General features: G+C 57.5%; 16 protein-coding genes and 2 pseudogenes. 9 read left to right on the top strand and 9 right to left on the bottom strand.

Annotated elements, in window-relative coordinates; translation table 11 throughout:
* Window positions 1–90 precede the first annotated feature (90 nt).
* The 7 genes and pseudogenes from dhaM to BN1125_RS11705 form a co-directional block, all read right to left on the bottom strand.
* The gene (gene dhaM / locus BN1125_RS11675; protein ID WP_042012453.1) at window positions 91–807 is read right to left on the bottom strand and encodes a dihydroxyacetone kinase phosphoryl donor subunit DhaM; all 717 of its coding nucleotides are present in this window, start codon (window positions 805–807) and stop codon (window positions 91–93) included.
* 1 nt (window position 808) lies between these two features.
* Window positions 809–1,310, bottom strand: a pseudogene (dhaL, locus tag BN1125_RS11680) (dihydroxyacetone kinase subunit DhaL).
* 9 nt (window positions 1,311–1,319) lie between these two features.
* Complete coding sequence (gene dhaK / locus BN1125_RS11685; protein WP_042012454.1) at window positions 1,320–2,390, bottom strand: dihydroxyacetone kinase subunit DhaK; 1,071 nt, start codon at window positions 2,388–2,390, stop codon at window positions 1,320–1,322.
* A gap of 238 nt (window positions 2,391–2,628) precedes the next feature.
* Window positions 2,629–3,987 (bottom strand): NCS2 family permease, encoded by a 1,359-nt coding sequence (locus BN1125_RS11690; protein ID WP_280136076.1) that lies wholly within the window; start codon window positions 3,985–3,987, stop codon window positions 2,629–2,631.
* A 299-nt stretch (window positions 3,988–4,286) separates the two neighbouring features.
* Window positions 4,287–4,499, bottom strand: a complete 213-nt coding sequence (cspE, locus tag BN1125_RS11695) for a transcription antiterminator/RNA stability regulator CspE (RefSeq protein WP_005316548.1) — start codon at window positions 4,497–4,499, stop codon at window positions 4,287–4,289.
* A 594-nt stretch (window positions 4,500–5,093) separates the two neighbouring features.
* Window positions 5,094–5,378, bottom strand: a complete 285-nt coding sequence (gene yjbD, locus BN1125_RS11700; RefSeq protein ID WP_005340165.1) for a DUF3811 domain-containing protein — start codon at window positions 5,376–5,378, stop codon at window positions 5,094–5,096.
* Between the two features lie 146 nt (window positions 5,379–5,524).
* A pseudogene (locus BN1125_RS11705) lies at window positions 5,525–6,433 on the bottom strand (cation diffusion facilitator family transporter).
* A 459-nt stretch (window positions 6,434–6,892) separates the two neighbouring features.
* Here BN1125_RS11705 and BN1125_RS19695 point away from each other — a divergent pair.
* Window positions 6,893–7,018, top strand: a complete 126-nt coding sequence (locus BN1125_RS19695) for a hypothetical protein (RefSeq protein WP_019445191.1) — start codon at window positions 6,893–6,895, stop codon at window positions 7,016–7,018.
* Window positions 7,019–7,090: 72 nt separating this feature from the next.
* Here BN1125_RS19695 and BN1125_RS11710 read toward each other — a convergent pair whose 3' ends face one another.
* On the bottom strand, window positions 7,091–7,834 hold the full coding sequence (locus BN1125_RS11710; protein WP_042012455.1) for a substrate-binding periplasmic protein: 744 nt from the start codon (window positions 7,832–7,834) through the stop codon (window positions 7,091–7,093).
* A 149-nt stretch (window positions 7,835–7,983) separates the two neighbouring features.
* Window positions 7,984–8,571 (bottom strand): single-stranded DNA-binding protein, encoded by a 588-nt coding sequence (locus BN1125_RS11715; RefSeq protein ID WP_042012456.1) that lies wholly within the window; start codon window positions 8,569–8,571, stop codon window positions 7,984–7,986.
* Between the two features lie 425 nt (window positions 8,572–8,996).
* Here BN1125_RS11715 and BN1125_RS11720 point away from each other — a divergent pair, with 425 nt between their 5' ends.
* From BN1125_RS11720 to uvrA, 8 genes are all read left to right on the top strand, one after another.
* Window positions 8,997–9,644, top strand: coding sequence for a LuxR C-terminal-related transcriptional regulator (locus tag BN1125_RS11720; RefSeq protein WP_042012457.1), 648 nt, complete (start codon window positions 8,997–8,999; stop codon window positions 9,642–9,644).
* Entirely contained in the window at window positions 9,644–10,087 is a 444-nt protein-coding gene (locus tag BN1125_RS11725; RefSeq protein ID WP_042012458.1) for a curli production assembly/transport protein CsgE, read from the top strand. Before BN1125_RS11720 ends, BN1125_RS11725 begins: the two co-directional genes overlap by 1 nt.
* 11 nt (window positions 10,088–10,098) lie before the next feature.
* On the top strand, window positions 10,099–10,500 hold the full coding sequence (locus tag BN1125_RS11730; protein WP_042012459.1) for a curli assembly protein CsgF: 402 nt from the start codon (window positions 10,099–10,101) through the stop codon (window positions 10,498–10,500).
* 7 nt (window positions 10,501–10,507) lie between these two features.
* Window positions 10,508–11,347, top strand: coding sequence for a CsgG/HfaB family protein (locus tag BN1125_RS11735; RefSeq protein WP_042012460.1), 840 nt, complete (start codon window positions 10,508–10,510; stop codon window positions 11,345–11,347).
* Between the two features lie 188 nt (window positions 11,348–11,535).
* Entirely contained in the window at window positions 11,536–12,057 is a 522-nt protein-coding gene (locus tag BN1125_RS11740) for a curlin (RefSeq protein ID WP_042012461.1), read from the top strand.
* A gap of 34 nt (window positions 12,058–12,091) precedes the next feature.
* Window positions 12,092–13,456, top strand: a complete 1,365-nt coding sequence (locus BN1125_RS11745; RefSeq protein WP_052446154.1) for a hypothetical protein — start codon at window positions 12,092–12,094, stop codon at window positions 13,454–13,456.
* Window positions 13,457–13,551: 95 nt separating this feature from the next.
* Entirely contained in the window at window positions 13,552–13,854 is a 303-nt protein-coding gene (csgH, locus tag BN1125_RS11750; RefSeq protein WP_244268497.1) for a curli-like amyloid fiber formation chaperone CsgH, read from the top strand.
* Between the two features lie 89 nt (window positions 13,855–13,943).
* A complete protein-coding gene (gene uvrA / locus BN1125_RS11755) occupies window positions 13,944–16,781 on the top strand; it encodes an excinuclease ABC subunit UvrA (RefSeq protein WP_042012463.1) in 2,838 nt (945 codons plus the stop codon).
* The last annotated feature ends 113 nt before the right edge of the window (window positions 16,782–16,894 follow it).

Here is a 16,894-nt window from a genome sequence, read left to right on the forward strand (position 1 = left end):
GCGACCCGAGGTGTTGCCAACCGGCCCACAGCAAATAAAACGGCCCCGCAGTTGCGGGGCCGTTTTATATGACAAGGTCAGCGGCGACGATCAGTCGCCGAACCGCTCAAGGGCCAGCTGCTGGAAGCAGGCTAAGGCGGCGTTGGCATCCTCGCCGCGCGCCAGCAGGGTGAGCATGTCGCCCTGACGCACGTTGAGCATGGTGAGCCGGGTCAGGCTGCGGGGATTGGCCTCTTTATCCCCCTTTTGCAACTTGAGTTCAGCGGCAAAGGGCTTGAGGGTGGCTACCAGGCGGGCGGCGGGGCGCACATGCAGGCCGTGGGGGTTATCCACCACCACCTCGCAGCGCAGCCAGCCGTCGTCGGCAACGGGGGCTGTCTCGGTGGCGGCCTGCGCCGCGCTGGCAGGCAGCATCGCCTGTTTCGGGCCCAGCGCGCCGAGCGCCTCGGCGGCCACTTGATCCAGCGACAGGCCGGAACCGGCCGCCACCACGGCGGCCAGAGTACCTTCGACCAGCGGGGCCGGGCAGAGCCGCACCCTCGCGCTCAGCTCCGGGGGCAGCAGTTCGAGGGCGGTCTCGGCGCTCAGCAGAGCGCTGCCCAAGTCCATCAGCACCAGCACACCGCTGCCGTCGTCCGCTTCTTCTATCGCACTCATCACCGCGATGGCGTCGGTGCCGATGGGGTGGTCGGGGTCATCGACCCCGGCCGCCAGCAGCAATCTGGCCGGGCTGCCGAGCTGGTCGGCCAGCGCTTTCAAACCGGCCGCCAGCATGGCGCTGTGAGAGACAACGACGATTCCGATCATGTCACAACCTCGCTCTGTCACGCAGAGCGGTCAGCAGCAGCAGGGTCGAGGTGGCCCCGGCATCCTGATGGCCGATGCTGCGCTCGCCAAGATAGCTGGCGCGCCCCTTGCGGGCCTGCATCTGGATGGTCGCCTCGGTACCGGCCGCGGGAGACGATTCCCTCGACCCCGTCGCTCAGCATTTTGCACAGCTGGCTGAGGCTCAGGCTCTGGCAGGCATCAGTACTGGCCGCCGCCCGGATAAAGAAGGTGCCGTAGAGCGGACCGCTGGCGCCGCCGACCGAGGAGAGCAAGGTCATGCCGGTGGTTTTCAGCACCTGACCGATATCCTTGTCTGCCACTGGGGGCAGTTTCTCGGTCACCTTGGCAAAACCGCGCTGCATGTTGAGGCCGTGGTCGCCATCGCCGATGTCGGTATCGAGCGCGGTGAGGTAGTCACGCTGCTCGGTGAAGATATGCTCGCAGTCGAGCAGCCAGTTGACGATCTGATGCTTGCTTAACATGGGTTCTCCTTAGCAGCCGCGACGCAGGGCGGGGGTGTGGACGGGGGCATCCCACAGGGTCATCAGCTCGTCATCCACCTTGAGCAGGGTGATGGAGATGCCGGTCATGTCGAGGGAGGTGCAGTAGGGGCCTATCAGGTTGCGTACCAGATGGATGCCCGCCTCTTCGCACAGGGTGGCGAGGCGGCCATAGACGCCATAGAGCTCGGAGATGGGGGTGCCGCCCAGACTGTTGACCAGTGCGATGACCCGATCGCCCGCATTTAGCGGCTCGATAAAGGTGTGCTCCTCCTGCCAGCTGCCGGAGGCTCTGTCCCAGTGGCGAAGGGTGCGACCATAGGGGGTGTTGTCAGCAAGCTCCTTGAACATCTCATCAACCAGCGTATTGAGGTCGGTGAAGGGGCGGCGTGCGATGCCGGGTTCGCCATGAATGCCCACGCCGAACTCCATCTCGTTGTCCGCCAGGGTAAAGGAGGGCTTGCCAGCGGCTGGCACGGTGCAGGCATGCATGGCCACGCCGATGGTGCGGCTCTGGTTGTTGATGCGACGGGCCAGCGCCTCGCAGCGCGCCAGATCGTAGCCCGCTTCGGCAGCGGCCCCCACCAGTTTTTCGCACAGCACGGTCGTGGCAACGCCACGGCGACCGGCTGTATAGAGGCTGTCTTTGACCGCCACGTCGTCATCGATCAGCGAGAAGCCGACCTTGACCCCGTCACCGTGCAGCAGCTCGACCGCGGTCTCGAAGTTGAGCACGTCGCCGGTGTAGTTCTTCACCAGAAACAGCACGCCCGCGCCGCCATCAACAGCCTGACCGCACTCGTACATCTGATCCGGGGTGGGGGAGGTAAAAATCTCGCCGGGGCAGGCGCCATCCAGCATCCCCTTGCCCACCAGACCGCCGTGCATCGGCTCGTGGCCGCTGCCACCGCCGGAGACCAGCGCCACCTTGCCGATCACGGGGGAGTCGGCGCGGGTGATGTAGTGGGGTTCGATGCGTACCTTGAGCTCGGGGTGGGCGGCTGCCATCCCCATCAGTTGTTCACGGACCACGGCATCGACGGCATTGATCAATTTCTTCATGGCTCACTCCTTGGCTTGCCACCGCACGGGTGGGCAAATGGTTGATGGAGCCAGTCTAACGACAGAAAAAAGGATAAAAATGACGGCCTGTTTGGTTCGGATTTGAAACAGCAGAAGGGGTATAGGTGTTTCAATCTGAAACGGAGCAGGGCAAACAGGCGGGAAACTGTTAGCTGACTCACAGCCATGAAAAAGGGCCCCGTAGGGCCCTTCGGTATAACCGGAATATGCGGACGGGTTAGATGGCCCAGCCACCGGCATAGAAGACCACCAGCGCCACGGCGATGATGACGGTGCCGATGTTCAGCTTTTTCCACTCGGCGGCAAACAGGCGACCGACCACCAGCGCCACGAAGCCCAGCATGATGCCGGTCACAATGTTGCAGGTCAGCACGATAAAGACGGCGCACAGCATGCCGGAGAGGGCATCGACCGAATCGCTGAAGTCCAGCTTGGTGACGTTGCCCAGCATCAGCAGGCCGACGTACATCAGGGCCGGTGCGGTGGCGTAAGCCGGTACCAGATAGCTCAGCGGTGAGAGGAAGATCATCAGCAGGAACAGCACACCGACCAGCGCAGCGGTCAGACCGGTCTTGCCACCGGCGGCGGTGCCTGCGGCAGATTCGATGTAGACGGCCGCCGGAGCACCACCCACCACGCCAGCCACCATGCTGCTGACGGAGTCGGCAGTCAGGGCCTTGCCGCCGCTGATGATGTGGCCACGTTCGTTGATGAGGCCCGCCTGACCGGCTACGGCGCGGATGGTGCCGGTAGCGTCAAATACGGCGGTCATCACCAGGGCCAGTACGGTGGGGATCACCACCGGATTGAGGGCGCCCAGCAGATCCATACTGCCTACCAGCGAGCCTTTTTCACCGGTCAGGCTCGGCATCGCGAAGAAGCCCTGCCAGGTCACGTTCGGATCGAAGATAAGGCCGAGGATGGAGATGGCGATGATCACCATCAGGATGCCGCCCGGCACCTTGCGACGCTCCAGACCGAAGATGGCAGCCAGACCCAGCACCGTCATGATGACCGGGAAAGAGGTCACTTCACCCAGCTGAACCGGCAGACCGGCCCCTTCGTTCTTGATCACCATGCCGACGCCATTGGTGGCGATCAGCAGCAGGAACAGGCCGATACCGATGCCGGTGCCGTGGGCGATGCCGGAGGGGAGGTTATCCAGGATCCACTGGCGTACACCGGTGACGCTGATCAGGGTAAACAGCACACCCATCAGGAAAATGGCGCCCAGCGCGACCGGAATGCTCAGTCCCTGACCCAGTACCAGACTGAAGGCGGTAAAGGCGGTGAGGGAGATGGCACAACCGATGGCCATCGGCAGCTTGGCCCACAGGCCCATCAGCAGGGAGCCGAAGGCGGCGATCAAACAGGTGGCCACGAAGACCGGACCCTGCTCAAACCCGGCAGCACCCAGCATGTTGGGCACCACTATGATGCTGTAGACCATGGCCAGGAAGGTGGTCAAACCGGCCAACAACTCCTGGCGTACGCTACTGCCGCGCGCAGAAATGGAAAAATAAGAGTCCAAAAAGCCGCCTGTTGCACTGTTGGCGGCCATATCTTGCTTTGCCATAACTCATCCTGAAAGTGTGAAGGAAATCGTTTGCTTTTATGGCGCGCAAAATAGCAAGAATTCGTGGCAATTACAGCGAATAACCTGATCTTTTCGTCAATATTTTACATTTTGAATCCGTTTGAAGCTTTTTTTTGGCTCAACGGGGGAGGCGATGTAAGAAAGGGATCAAACGGTCTGGGGAGAGGGGGATGAGGAAAAACGATAAACAACAAAAAACCCGCCGAGGCGGGTTTTTTTAATTCTTGCAGAGCTGTCAGCTGTTGGCATGAGCCATCGGCGACATACTCAGGCTTGAATTACAGACCAACTACGTTGGCAGCAGCCGGGCCTTTCTGGCCTTGCTCGATGGTGAACTCAACGCGCTGACCTTCGTCCAGGGTTTTGAAGCTGGTGGACTGGATAGCGGAGAAGTGTACGAACACGTCTTTGCTGCCGTCAGCCGGGGAGATGAAACCAAAACCTTTCTCAGCGTTGAAGAACTTAACGGTACCAGTCATTTTGTTAGACATAATAATTTCCTTAAATAGTGTTGAATGCCATCTAAATGGCAATTTTTGATTTTTCGTCAGCAATACGTATGGGGAGCACTAAAGAAGGAGAATTATTTGATAAGAATTATCCGAGGATAACGCTTATGCTAATCACTGCTTTACTAAAATGACTGCCTAACATAATCAGGTCTGAACTGCCGAACCATCGAGAAAGATTAAAACACGCTCTCATTTTTAAAGCAAACTTTATCTCGATATTAATGTTTTGTAACAGCCAAAAATATCATTTTTTATGGTAAACATGATGCATTTCAACGGCATAGAAAAAATCACCAAGGACTCATATCACCCTGTGGTAAGCCGGATTCAGCTTTTTTGTCCTGACTATGTAGCCAGTTCTGGCAAAAATATGAGAAAAAATGAAAAGGGGGCGATAGACGGGGATTGTCAGTTTGCGTTCTTTCTAACGCACAATGTGAATCACCTCTGTTGCTGCGACTGGCGCCTTAGAGGCAAATCAATGGCTGTGCCAAATCGGGATCATTGTGCATCGCCCAGACATGCAAACGCCCGCAGGCACCTGGTGCGAGCGGGCGTTTTAGAAGCAGGAGATCAGCGCTTGCTGCGGAACTTGTTGCTGACCGAGTCGATCCAGCTGAAGGTCTCCGGCAGCACCTGATTCTTGGCGCGCTCTTTTGCTTTCTCGCGGGCCAGCTTGGAGGCAGCCTTGGCTGCTTCGGCGCGGTCGGCCACAATTTTCAGGCGACCCTCTTCGCGGATCTTGTTCCGCTCTCCGTTGGTCAGCTGGTGGTCTGCATTGGCTTGCGCCTTTTGCAACAACAAGGCTATCTCGGCCTTTTCGGCCTCGGTCAGATCTTTCATTTCCAGCTTTTTCACGGCGCGCTCCTGCGGCAGGGTGGTTAGACACCCTAACACAGTTGTGCCGATCACTTCTTATGCAATCGGCTTTCCGGCAGTAAAAATGCGGGTTTGTGCCAACTTTCCGTTATTTCGCTGCCACTTTCCCGCCTGTTTGCCACATTTCAATTTATGGCGAGCGGCGAGGGTATCTCTTGCTCCTCCGGCTCGACGTGGATCAGCACGATGGCGTGGGGCAACTGTTGCATAATGGCGTGTTCGATGCGATCACAGATATCGTGGGCTTCGCCGATGCTCATCTCCGGGGGCAGGGTGAGGTGGAAGTCGATATGGCGACGACGACCGGCACGACGGCTGCGCAGGTCGTGAAAACCGCTGGCGGCAGGGCAGCATTCGGTGATGATGCGGCTGGTCATCGCCAGCTCTTCCGGGCTCATGCTCTGATCGATCAGCGGCTGGAAGGCCTCGTTGAGCATGCTTATCGCTTCTTTGACAATAAAGATAGCGAGCGCAATGGCGACCAGCGGGTCGAGGATGGCGAGGGAGTGGCCGAACAGACCGGCCAGCCAGATCCCGCCAAGACCGACGGCGACCCCGGCGGAGGTGAGCACGTCCGCCTTGAGATGGAGCGCATCGGCAGCCAGCGCGACCGACTCCTCCTCTCGGGCCACCTTGTAGAGGTAGGCGAGACTCCGTTGTTGACCAGCGCCGAGATCACCATCACCATCACCAGCACGCCCCAGCCAATGCTCTCAATGGGGCTGGGGGTGATCAGCTTGTCGACGGCTTCGAAGATGATCCAGCCCGCGGCCAACAGAATTAAGCAGTGCTTCGATGACGCCGGAGACATTTTCAATCTTGTCGTGACCATAGGGGTGGCGCTCATCGGGCGGGAGGTCGGACTTTTTCACCGCGAACAGGGCGATCAGGGCCGCCACCAGATCCATGGCGGAGTGGATCGCCTCCGAGATGATACTGACCGAGCCGCTGGCGAAACCGGCCACCACTTTCATGATGATCAGACTGATATTGGAGCAGACCGACACCATGGCGGCTCTGGTTTTTCTGTTCATGTCACTGCTTCCTGAATAAAAACGGATGTTTCGGTGCGGCGTGCATTATATCCGGCTGACCGGAAATAACCTATTCGGTGTTGTAACCTGATGTTTCCGATGATATTGCGAATGCTTATTAAAATGGTGCCTCTTGAACGGCAATGAATAATGAGAGGGATTTATATTTATCCGTGAAAATATCTAGGCAACGATGGCTTAATATAAGTGTGACAACATTTAATAATGCGAATTACTCTTTTTTGGTCTTTCCTATCGAAGTCATTTGGCCTCCCCGCTCAAGGGGCTGCGCGCGGCTTTTTTGGACGAGAATGAGGCTGGATCCGGATGCCGCTGGAGGGTATGCTGGGTCTGGTGATGGTCTTGCACCATCCCACCAAGCGTACTGAAGTTGATGATTCGGATGGCATGCTGGCTCCCATGAGGAACCAACTGTCTGGGTAACATTTTTGGAGTTTGATGATGAGTAACAAAGAACATCACAACGGCAAAGATGCCAAGAAAAAACCGCAGATGTCACTGAAAGAGAAACGCGAAGCCAAACGTCAGAAAGCAGAACTGAAAAACGGCAGCGCAATGAAGTAACGCTCCCCTACTGCTGTTCCTTCGGAGCCAGTTCAAAGCCAGCCCTTACCGGCTGGCTTTTATGTTTGTGGCTCACGGCGTGGCGCCGTAAGCCGCGAAAATCTGGTGATAGCGACCATCCTTGCGCATCGCCTCAAGGCGCTCATCAAACAGATTGCGAGCGTCGACCGTTCGGAAGGCAAAGTGATAGACGGTGGGCGGGAAGAGGTCTGCTTGCCTGACCTGATTGCGCTCGTAGTGCTCGCCAGCCTGGGCGGTGGCAATCAGCTGGTCGAGGTAGTAGTAGAACACCCGCTCCTCCAGTACTACGGCATCCACCCTGCCGCGCATCAGTTGGTGCACCTGCACCTGCTGCTTGGCTACCTCCTCATAGTGGGGATTCTGGTTGGCCATGGTGGCGAACGCGCCCCCCAGAATGATCCTTGCCCGTTGAAAGGCGGTGACCCGTTTTGAATGCAGATCGTCCAGAGTACTGATGGGGGTGGTGTGCAGGGTGAAGATCCGGTTATGGAAGGTGATAACGGGCTGGGTCAGAAAATGGGGATCAACCATACCGGGTCTGACGTTGATGATGGCATCCAGCTTTCCTGACTCGAACAGGCGGAAGGTACGCTCCAGCGGCAGAAATTCAAAGCTGGGCTCATAGCCGCTGCCAGCGAACGCCTCTTTTAGCAGATCCAGCTCGATGCCGCGCTGATTACTTTCGATGACATAAGGAGGGATGGCAAAGCTGACCCCTACCTTGAGCGGCTTTGCCTGCAACTGGCCGGAGAGCATGCTGGTCAGCAGGAGCAATAAAGGGGTGAGTCGTTTCATTGCACTTTTCACAAAGCGCTCCTGTCGAGAATATCCATCACTGTAGGGGAGGCAGCCATAAAGTGTTATATCCCTTTCGGGCTGAGTGGTTCAGCCTGAGTGCATAAAAAAAGACCCTGAGTTATCAGGGCCTTTTCAATATTCTGTTCTTAGAACGGGATATCGTCGTCGAAATCCATCGGCGGCTCGTTATATACCGGCGGCGCAGATTGCGGCTGCTGGGCAGGACGGCTATAACCGCCTTGCGGCTGCATGTTCTGCTGCGGAGCCGGCGCCGGGCGCTGCTGATTCATCGGCTGCTGGGCAGGCATGCTCTGCTGCGGCTGACCCCAGTTGCCCTGGGATTGGCCTCCCATGTTCTGGCCCATGCCCTGACCGCCTTGCGTACGGCCACCCAGCATCTGCATCACGCCAGTGAAGCTGTCGACCAGCACCTCAGTGGTATAACGATCTTGACCACTTTGATCCTGCCATTTACGGGTCTGCAGTTTGCCTTCCACATAGACCTGGGAGCCTTTCTTCAGGTACTCACCAGCAATCTCTGCCAGCTTGCCAATCAAAGACACGTTATGCCACTCGGTACGCTCTTTCTGCTCACCGGTCTGCTTGTCGCGCCAGGTTTCGGAGGTAGCCAGAGTAATGTTGGCCACAGCATTGCCACTCGGCATGTAGCGTACTTCCGGGTCTTTCCCGAGGTTACCGATCAGAATAACTTTATTGATGCCTCGACTGGCCATAATCTCTCTTCCACCTTATTTACCGGCCAGGTCGAAACCTGGTCCAACACGACTGGATACCTGATGAGTTGCTGTGTGCTGGGCGCAATGTCCCGCAGACGCATGTGACTGTCATAGTAACAGTTGCGAAGCGGATTGGCAGCTCTCTTGATTTACCCGATAGTGTGATGCGGCACTCTTTATTGTTTTGATTGTTAATAAATGGCGTTTTTTACTAATCTGCGATCTATCACAATCCTGTCATCACACCCTGTTAATATGGTTGTTTTTGGGCTGGTTTATGGTCATCTATTTTCATAAAAAACATAATGTTACGCTTACGTTGAAAGCCATTCTCATACTTTTTTAATATTGTGCTTCAATACCTCCTTGATAGACTCATCCAGCCCGACATGGTGGTTTATATTTTCAAGGAAGAGCCTCCGATGAAAGACGCATCCCCCATTGCATTGGTGAGTGAAAATAATGTGCAGGCTTGTACATTCTCGGCTTACCTGGCGACTCATATGGATTGCCCCATTCAGCTTGCCCACGAACTCTGGCAACTTGATCGCATCAGTGACGGAACCCTATTTCTTATCGACCTTGACTACATCAAGTCTGCTTCGCAGCCGGGCTGGAATCGAGAAATATGTGCTCGTTTCCCGCTATCCAGCACAGCCTTGCTCAATGCCCCCACAACGACAGACCGTGACTTGCTGTTGATGTGGCCGCAAATCTGCGGTCTGTTTTTCCGTCAGGATCCGCTGGAGCGGTTGGTCACAGGGTTGCAGAAAATTCTGCTGGGCGAGTTCTGGATGCCGCGCCATCTGCTGTGCGAGCTGGTCGAATACTATCGCCATGGCAACAGCTACCTGTTGCGCAACGACACCCTGCTGACGACCAGAGAGCAGGAGATCATCCGTTATCTGATGACGGGCGCCTCCAATGTCGAAATCGCCGATAGCCTGTTTGTCAGCGAGCACACCGTCAAATCCCACCTCTATAACGTTTTTAAAAAGCTAAACGTGAAGAACCGGATCCAGGCGGTGAGCTGGGCCAAAGAGTATCTCGACGTATCGGATTCCCACTGATGAAAGCACTCTCTCTGGCGTGCTGTCTTGCGCTGCTGTGGGGTTGTATTCCCGTGATCGCCGCCGAGGTCAGTATGCCGCTGGAGTCGGTGCAGCCGGAACAGGAGAGTGATCGGCTGGATGTGGATGGTCTGGTACTGGATCGCACCTTTACCCGTTTCGGTCAGGGTTTTTATAACGAATTTACCCGGTTACGCAGTGATGAAGACCCAGATGCCAGAGAAAATCTGACGATTCATGAGCGCCCGACTGCCCGGTGGGGCAGCCTGATCTGGATCACCCACAACCGGAAGGTGATTTTTAAAACCGCCCTCTCTCCTGGCCGCAATCAGCAGGAGCAGAGCGCCAAACTGGCTTGGTCAAAGGTCAGGCAGACCCTCGAACAGCAGAAGATCGCGACCCTGTTCATGGATACCTTCGATTTGGAACATGATGAACTATAAGGATATTTATCATGCGTGCCCGGTTATGGCTAGTTGCAGCCCTGATAGCGCCAGCGCTCCATGCGTCGGAGCTTGTCTATCGCCCCGTCAACCCCAGCTTTGGGGGTAACCCTCTCAACAGTAGTCATCTGCTTGGTACCGCCAATGCGCAGAATGATTACAAGGATCCCGCCAGTGGCAGCGGTAGCAGCGGTACTTCGGCACTGGATCGCCTTACCTCCAGTCTGCAATCCCGGCTGATCAGCCAACTGCTGGCCGATATCGGCCAGGATGGCAGCCAGAGCGGCAGTCTGGTGACTGATGACTTTGCCATCAATGTGGTGGATGAAGATGGCACCCTGGTGGTCTCGATCACCGACAGGGTGACCAACCAGACCACCATGATCGAAGTGAATGGCCTGATAGCCGATTGAGGGCGCGATGAAACGACAACTGTTATTGATAGTGGTTCTGCTTGCGCTGGCTGGTTGTGCGACCCATATCGGTTCTCCCGTTGCCGATGAGAAGGCGACCCTGATGCCGCGCTCCATCTCCTACAAAGAGCTGATCAGTCTACCCAGGCCAAAGGGGAAAATTATCGCGGCCGTCTATGACTTTCGCGATCAGACCGGTCAGTACCTGCCAGCACCGGCGTCCAACTTCTCCACGGCCGTCACCCAGGGTGGAGTAGCCATGTTGAGCACGGCCTTGTGGGATTCCCAATGGTTTGTACCGCTGGAGCGGGAGGGGCTGCAGAACCTGTTGACCGAACGCAAGATTGTGCGGGCGGCCCAGAACAAGCCCAATGTTCCCGGCAACAATGCCAATCAACTGCCCTCGCTGGTCGCCGCCAACATCCTGATCGAGGGGGGGATCGTCGCCTATGACAGCAATGTGCGAACCGGCGGGGCGGGGGCCAAGTATTTTGGCATCGGCGCCAGCGGGGAGTATCGGGTCGATCAGGTGACGGTCAATCTGCGTGCCGTCGATATCCGTTCAGGCCGGATCCTGAACAGTGTGACCACCTCCAAGACCGTATTGTCGCAACAGGTGCAGGCCGGGGTATTCCGCTTCGTCGAGTACAAACGCCTGCTGGAGGCCGAGGCCGGTTTCAGCACCAATGAGCCGGTACAAATGTGTGTCATGTCGGCTATCGAGTCCGGGGTGATCCGGCTGATTGCCAACGGGGTGCGGGACAATCTGTGGCAACTGGCCGACCAGCGCGATATCGACAATCCGATCCTGCAGGAGTACCTGCAAGATAACGCCCCGCTGCTTTGAGTCTTCCTGCTCTCGCAATGCCCTCCTTGGTGGAGGGCATTTTTATTTGGTTTCCATCGCATACGACTTAAGACTTTCAGCTCAATGTCTGCACGGTATTTTTCAGCAGCGGATCAGCACAATGCCTGATAGTTCGGCTTGCACTGGCAGCAGATACTGTGAGCGTCTTCAAACAAGGTGATGACGCGATGAAATTCCTGGGTAGTGCACTCACTCTTCTGCTGCTTTCGGGTGCCCCACTGTTTGCCGCAGAGCTTGCCTCATTCGATGAGCTGGCGACGAGGAGCGCACTGGAGTCCGTTGGGGAAGGTGATGGAAATCAGGCGTTGTTATGGCAAATCGGCACCGAGAACCAACTGCAGCTCACCCAGCAAGGTGAGCTCAACCAGGCTCGTGTGTTGCAACAGGGTTGGGCCAATGAGTTGGCGCTCTCCCAGGTGGGGGATGAGAACTGGGTCAATAGCGTGCAACGGGGCGAGGGCAATAGCGCCGAGCTCTATCAGGCGGGCATTAATAACCGGATTTGGCTGCTGCAACAGGGCAGCGGCAATGAAGCCTGGATCAGTCAGCAAGGGGCAGACAACCAAGCCAGGGCAATCCAGCTGGGTGATGGCAATCAGGCCAGTATCGAGCAGAACGGAAGCGGATTAACGGCCACCGTCATCCAGATGGGAGCCAATCAGCAAGTCAATGTCGTTCAAACCAACTGAGCCTAGGCTCAACCATTAGCACGAGAGGGAAATCATGTTTAAACGTACCATTATTGCCTCGGCAGTTCTTCTGGCAACCAGCACCGCTTGGGCAGCATCTACTGGCAACGACGCTTTTGTAACGCAGTACGGCGATACCAACGAGGCAACCGTTAAGCAGGTGGTGTCGAGTGTGGATAACCGAGCCGATATCTACCAAGCGGGTAACGAGAACAAGGCGTTGACCACCCAGGAAAACACCGGCACTTCGAATGCCAATACCAGTCAGGTCGGCAGTCACAACAGCGGCGTAGTGCTGCAATCGGGAAATACCAATCTCTCCACAGCCACCATTGACACCCACGGAAGTGACAACAAGGCAAGTGTCACCCAGCAGATCAACAATGGCAGCGCTATCGCTACGATTAACCAAGGCGCCGCCGGCAGCAATGCCAGCGACAATGACAATATGGCAACCATCGACCAGAACAATGCCGATCAAGCCAGCTCGGTGATTAACCAGCTTTCAAATGATAACACGGCCACCATTGACAACTATTGGTCAGACTTTGCCGAGGCAACCGTCACCCAGCAGGGGGATGGTGGGCATACCGCCACGGTCAACCAAGATGCTTCGGATGGTGCGCTGGCCACGGTCACCCAGGAGGGGACAGGTCAAACCGCCACCGTTAATCAGCATACCGAAAATGATGATTACGCACCCGACGAGGGCACCACCGCCACAGTGGTGCAGCGCGGTGAATTCAATACGGCGACCGTCAGTCAGTTCGACCAAAATAACGTAGCGCAGGTCACGCAGGAGGGAGGGAACGGGAGATATACCCTGACCCAGCAAGGTTCGGCCGACAATCAGGGTAACCAGGCTGTTGGTTATCAGTCGGGAACCGGGGAGATAGCAACGGTGAGCCAAACCGGTAACAGCAACTACGCAAACACTACTCAATTGGGGAGCGGCAACACCACCGGGGTGACCCAGACCGGCGATGACAACGATGCCTACGCTGTTCAGTTTGGTAGTGACTCCTTGGTGACGCTGACCCAAGCGGGAGAGGACAACGTTGCATATGGCTATACCTATTATGGCTATACCTATGGTGGTAGCGACGACACCGCCACGGTTAGTCAGGTCGGTAATGGCAATCTGGGTTCGGCAGTTGCAGCAGGTGGCGAAAATATCGCCACGGTCAGCCAGGCCGGCGATGATCACTTTGCCGTTACGGTCGCCTATGGCCAAGGTAACGACGTGACTGTGACCCAAACCGGATCATCGAATGTAGCATATGCATATGGCTATGGCACCGATAACATGGTCACTGTGACCCAGAGCGACAGCGGTAACTTCGCGGTTGCCTCCTCGAACGGAACAGGTAACCAGATCCTGGTGAATCAGGGTCAGTAACCATGATGTCAACCAAGGGCCTGCGGGCCCTTTTTTTATTGTATGTCGGGGGGCTGGTGTGGGTGCCACCGGTGACTGCCGGCGAGAATAATACAATGAGCATGACACTATCCCTCAATATGGTGCAGAACGAGCAAGGGCTTTCACTTGCGCCGACCCTGCTCAGCGAGCACGATGTGACGGTGAGCTTCAGGTTGCTGGTGCGCAGCGAAGGGGCGGCCGGGAGCAGCAAGCAGCAACAGAGCCGTAATCTGTCGCTACGTGCCGGAGAGGTCACTGAGGCAGGCATGATCGGGTTAGGTCTGCGTTGCCCCTATCGGGTCGAGGTCACCGCCCAGATATGGCAAAACGAGCGGCTGCTGCTAGAGAAAAAAGAGCAGATGGCGTGCGCCGGGTGATGCGCATTTCATCCTATGACTGTCTATTCATCCAGTAGTGGCTATGCCATACTGACTCGCTCAGGTTTCTGTATCGAGCGTGCAACAAGATGGAAAAGATCGTGGTCCGGGGTGCCCGCACCCACAACCTCAAGAACATCAATCTGACCCTGCCCCGCGACAAGCTGATCGTGGTGACCGGCCTCTCCGGTTCGGGCAAATCCTCTCTGGCGTTCGATACCCTCTATGCCGAGGGGCAGCGCCGCTATGTGGAGTCGCTCTCCGCCTATGCCCGCCAGTTCCTCTCCCTGATGGAGAAGCCGGACGTCGACCATATCGAGGGGCTCTCGCCGGCCATCTCCATCGAGCAGAAGTCCACCTCCCACAACCCGCGCTCGACCGTCGGCACTATCACCGAGATCTACGACTACCTGCGTCTGCTGTTTGCTCGGGTCGGTGAGCCGCGCTGCCCGACCCACGCCATTCCGCTCGCCGCCCAGACCATCAGCCAGATGGTGGATCAGGTGCTGGCCCAACCGGAGGGGAGCAAGCTGATGCTGCTGGCCCCGGTGGTGCGCGATCGCAAGGGGGAGCACACCAAGCTGCTGGAGAATTTGGCGGCCCAGGGTTATATCCGTGCCCGCATCGACGGCGAGGTGTGCGATCTCTCCGATCCGCCCGCGCTGGAGCTGCACAAGAAGCACACCATCGAGGTGGTGGTGGATCGCTTCAAGGTGCGCCAAGACCTCGCCCTGCGTTTGGCCGAATCGTTCGAGACGGCGCTGACCCTCTCCGGCGGCATCGTGCTGGTCGTGTCGATGGATGCGCCGATGGACGGGGAGGCAGGGGAGACCCTGACCTTCTCCGCCAACTTCGCCTGCCCGGAGTGCGGCTACTCCATGTCGGAGCTGGAGCCGCGTATCTTCTCCTTCAACAACCCGGCCGGTGCCTGCCCTACTTGTGATGGTCTGGGCGTGCAGCAATATTTCGACCCGGCCAAGGTGATCGGCGATCCGGCCATCAGTCTGGCCAACGGCGCTATCCGTGGCTGGGACAAGCGCAGCTTCTACTACTTCCAGATGCTGAAATCCCTCTGTGAGCACTACAAGTTCGATCTGGAAACGCCGTGGGAGGATCTGCCGGTCAAGACCCAGGATGTGATCCTGCGCGGCTCCGGCCGCACCGAGATCGAGTTCCGCTACATGAACGACCGCGGCGACGTGGTGGTGCGCAAGCACCCGTTCGAAGGGATCCTGCACAATATGGAGCGGCGCTACCGGGAAACCGAGTCCAATTCGGTGCGCGAAGAACTCTCCAAATACATCGCCAACAAATCCTGTGCCAGTTGCGGTGGCAGCCGGCTGCGGGAGGAAGCGCGCCACGTCTTCGTCGACAACCGCAACCTGCCCGCTATCGCCGAGCAGTCAATCGGCGATGCGCTGGCCTTCTTCGAGGGGTTGAACCTCACCGGCCAGCGCGCCCAGATCGCCGAGAAGATCTTAAAAGAGATCGTCGAGCGGCTCGGCTTCCTGGTAAACGTGGGTCTCAACTACCTGAGCCTGTCGCGTAGTGCCGAGACCCTCTCCGGTGGTGAAGCCCAGCGCATTCGACTCGCGAGCCAGATAGGTGCCGGTCTGGTGGGGGTGATGTATGTGCTGGATGAACCTTCCATCGGCTTGCACCAGCGCGACAACGAGCGGCTGCTCAAGACCCTCACTCACCTGCGCGATCTGGGCAACACAGTGATCGTGGTGGAGCATGACGAGGACGCCATTCGCCTCGCCGACCATGTGCTGGATATCGGCCCGGGGGCGGGCGTGCATGGCGGCGAAATTGTGGCGCAGGGCACCCCCCAGCAGATCATCGACAATCCAGCTTCACTGACCGGTGACTACCTCTCTGGCCGCAAGCAGATTGCCATTCCGGCCGAACGGACTCCGCTTACCGGCAAGTGGCTGAAGCTCAAAGGGGCGAGCGGTAACAACCTGCGCAACGTCAATCTGGATTTGCCGCTAGGGGTGATGACCTGCGTCACCGGCGTCTCCGGCTCCGGCAAGTCGACCCTGATCAATGACACCCTGTTCCGCATCGCTCACCGCGAGTTGAACAAGGCGACCGAGTCCACGCCGGCACCCTATCGCAGTGTTGAGGGGCTGGAGCATCTGGACAAGGTGGTGGATATTGACCAGAGCCCCATCGGCCGCACCCCGCGCTCCAACCCGGCCACCTACACCGGCCTGTTCACTCCGATCCGCGAGCTGCTCTCCGGCACTCAGGAGGCGCGCTCGCGCGGCTACCAGCCTGGCCGCTTCTCTTTCAACGTGAAGGGGGGGCGCTGCGAGGCGTGCCAGGGGGATGGGGTCATCAAGGTGGAGATGCACTTCCTGCCGGATGTCTACGTGCCGTGCGACGTCTGCAAGGGCAAGCGCTACAACCGCGAGACTTTGGAGGTGAAGTACAAGGGCAAGAACATCCACGAGATCCTCGAGATGACGGTGGAAGATGCCCGCGAGTTCTTCGACCCTGTGCCAGCGGTGGCACGCAAGCTGCAAACCCTGATGGATGTGGGCCTCTCCTATATCCGGCTCGGCCAGTCGGCCACCACTCTCTCGGGCGGTGAGGCGCAGCGGGTCAAGCTGGCGCGGGAGCTCTCCAAGCGGGATACCGGTCAGACCCTCTATATTCTGGATGAGCCGACCACCGGGCTGCACTTCCACGACATTCAGCAACTGCTCAAGGTGTTGCACCAGCTGCGGGATCGCGGCAACACCATCGTCATCATCGAGCATAACCTGGATGTGGTGAAAACTGCCGACTGGATCGTCGATCTGGGGCCCGAAGGGGGGGCTGGTGGTGGCCGCATTCTGGTGACGGGGACGCCGGAGGAGATTTGCAGCAATAAAGAGTCTCACACCGCACGCTTTTTACGACCGCTATTGACGCGATAAATCGTTATAATCGAGGGGCCTTTGGCCCCTTTTTACTATGAATATCGGGGATATGAAGGGGCTGCTCGTGTGAGGCGGGTTGGCTGGATATCACGACATCATGGTAATGGATA

The sequence above is a fragment of the Aeromonas fluvialis genome, from assembly GCF_000819885.1.
Lineage (GTDB): Bacteria > Pseudomonadota > Gammaproteobacteria > Enterobacterales > Aeromonadaceae > Aeromonas > Aeromonas fluvialis.

Bases quoted from the DNA above. Each gene is read 5' to 3' on its own strand.
- dhaM (WP_042012453.1), bottom strand. From the start codon at position 807: ATGATCGGAATCGTCGTTGTCTCTCACAGCGCCATGCTGGCGGCCGGT.
- dhaK (WP_042012454.1), bottom strand. From the start codon at position 2,390: ATGAAGAAATTGATCAATGCCGTCGATGCCGTGGTCCGTGAACAACTG.
- BN1125_RS11690 (WP_280136076.1), bottom strand. From the start codon at position 3,987: ATGGCAAAGCAAGATATGGCCGCCAACAGTGCAACAGGCGGCTTTTTG.
- cspE (WP_005316548.1), bottom strand. From the start codon at position 4,499: ATGTCTAACAAAATGACTGGTACCGTTAAGTTCTTCAACGCTGAGAAA.
- BN1125_RS19695 (WP_019445191.1), top strand. From the start codon at position 6,893: ATGATGAGTAACAAAGAACATCACAACGGCAAAGATGCCAAGAAAAAA.
- BN1125_RS11710 (WP_042012455.1), bottom strand. From the start codon at position 7,834: ATGAAACGACTCACCCCTTTATTGCTCCTGCTGACCAGCATGCTCTCC.
- BN1125_RS11715 (WP_042012456.1), bottom strand. From the start codon at position 8,571: ATGGCCAGTCGAGGCATCAATAAAGTTATTCTGATCGGTAACCTCGGG.
- BN1125_RS11720 (WP_042012457.1), top strand. From the start codon at position 8,997: ATGAAAGACGCATCCCCCATTGCATTGGTGAGTGAAAATAATGTGCAG.
- BN1125_RS11725 (WP_042012458.1), top strand. From the start codon at position 9,644: ATGAAAGCACTCTCTCTGGCGTGCTGTCTTGCGCTGCTGTGGGGTTGT.
- BN1125_RS11730 (WP_042012459.1), top strand. From the start codon at position 10,099: ATGCGTGCCCGGTTATGGCTAGTTGCAGCCCTGATAGCGCCAGCGCTC.
- BN1125_RS11735 (WP_042012460.1), top strand. From the start codon at position 10,508: ATGAAACGACAACTGTTATTGATAGTGGTTCTGCTTGCGCTGGCTGGT.
- BN1125_RS11740 (WP_042012461.1), top strand. From the start codon at position 11,536: ATGAAATTCCTGGGTAGTGCACTCACTCTTCTGCTGCTTTCGGGTGCC.
- BN1125_RS11745 (WP_052446154.1), top strand. From the start codon at position 12,092: ATGTTTAAACGTACCATTATTGCCTCGGCAGTTCTTCTGGCAACCAGC.
- csgH (WP_244268497.1), top strand. From the start codon at position 13,552: ATGAGCATGACACTATCCCTCAATATGGTGCAGAACGAGCAAGGGCTT.
- uvrA (WP_042012463.1), top strand. From the start codon at position 13,944: ATGGAAAAGATCGTGGTCCGGGGTGCCCGCACCCACAACCTCAAGAAC.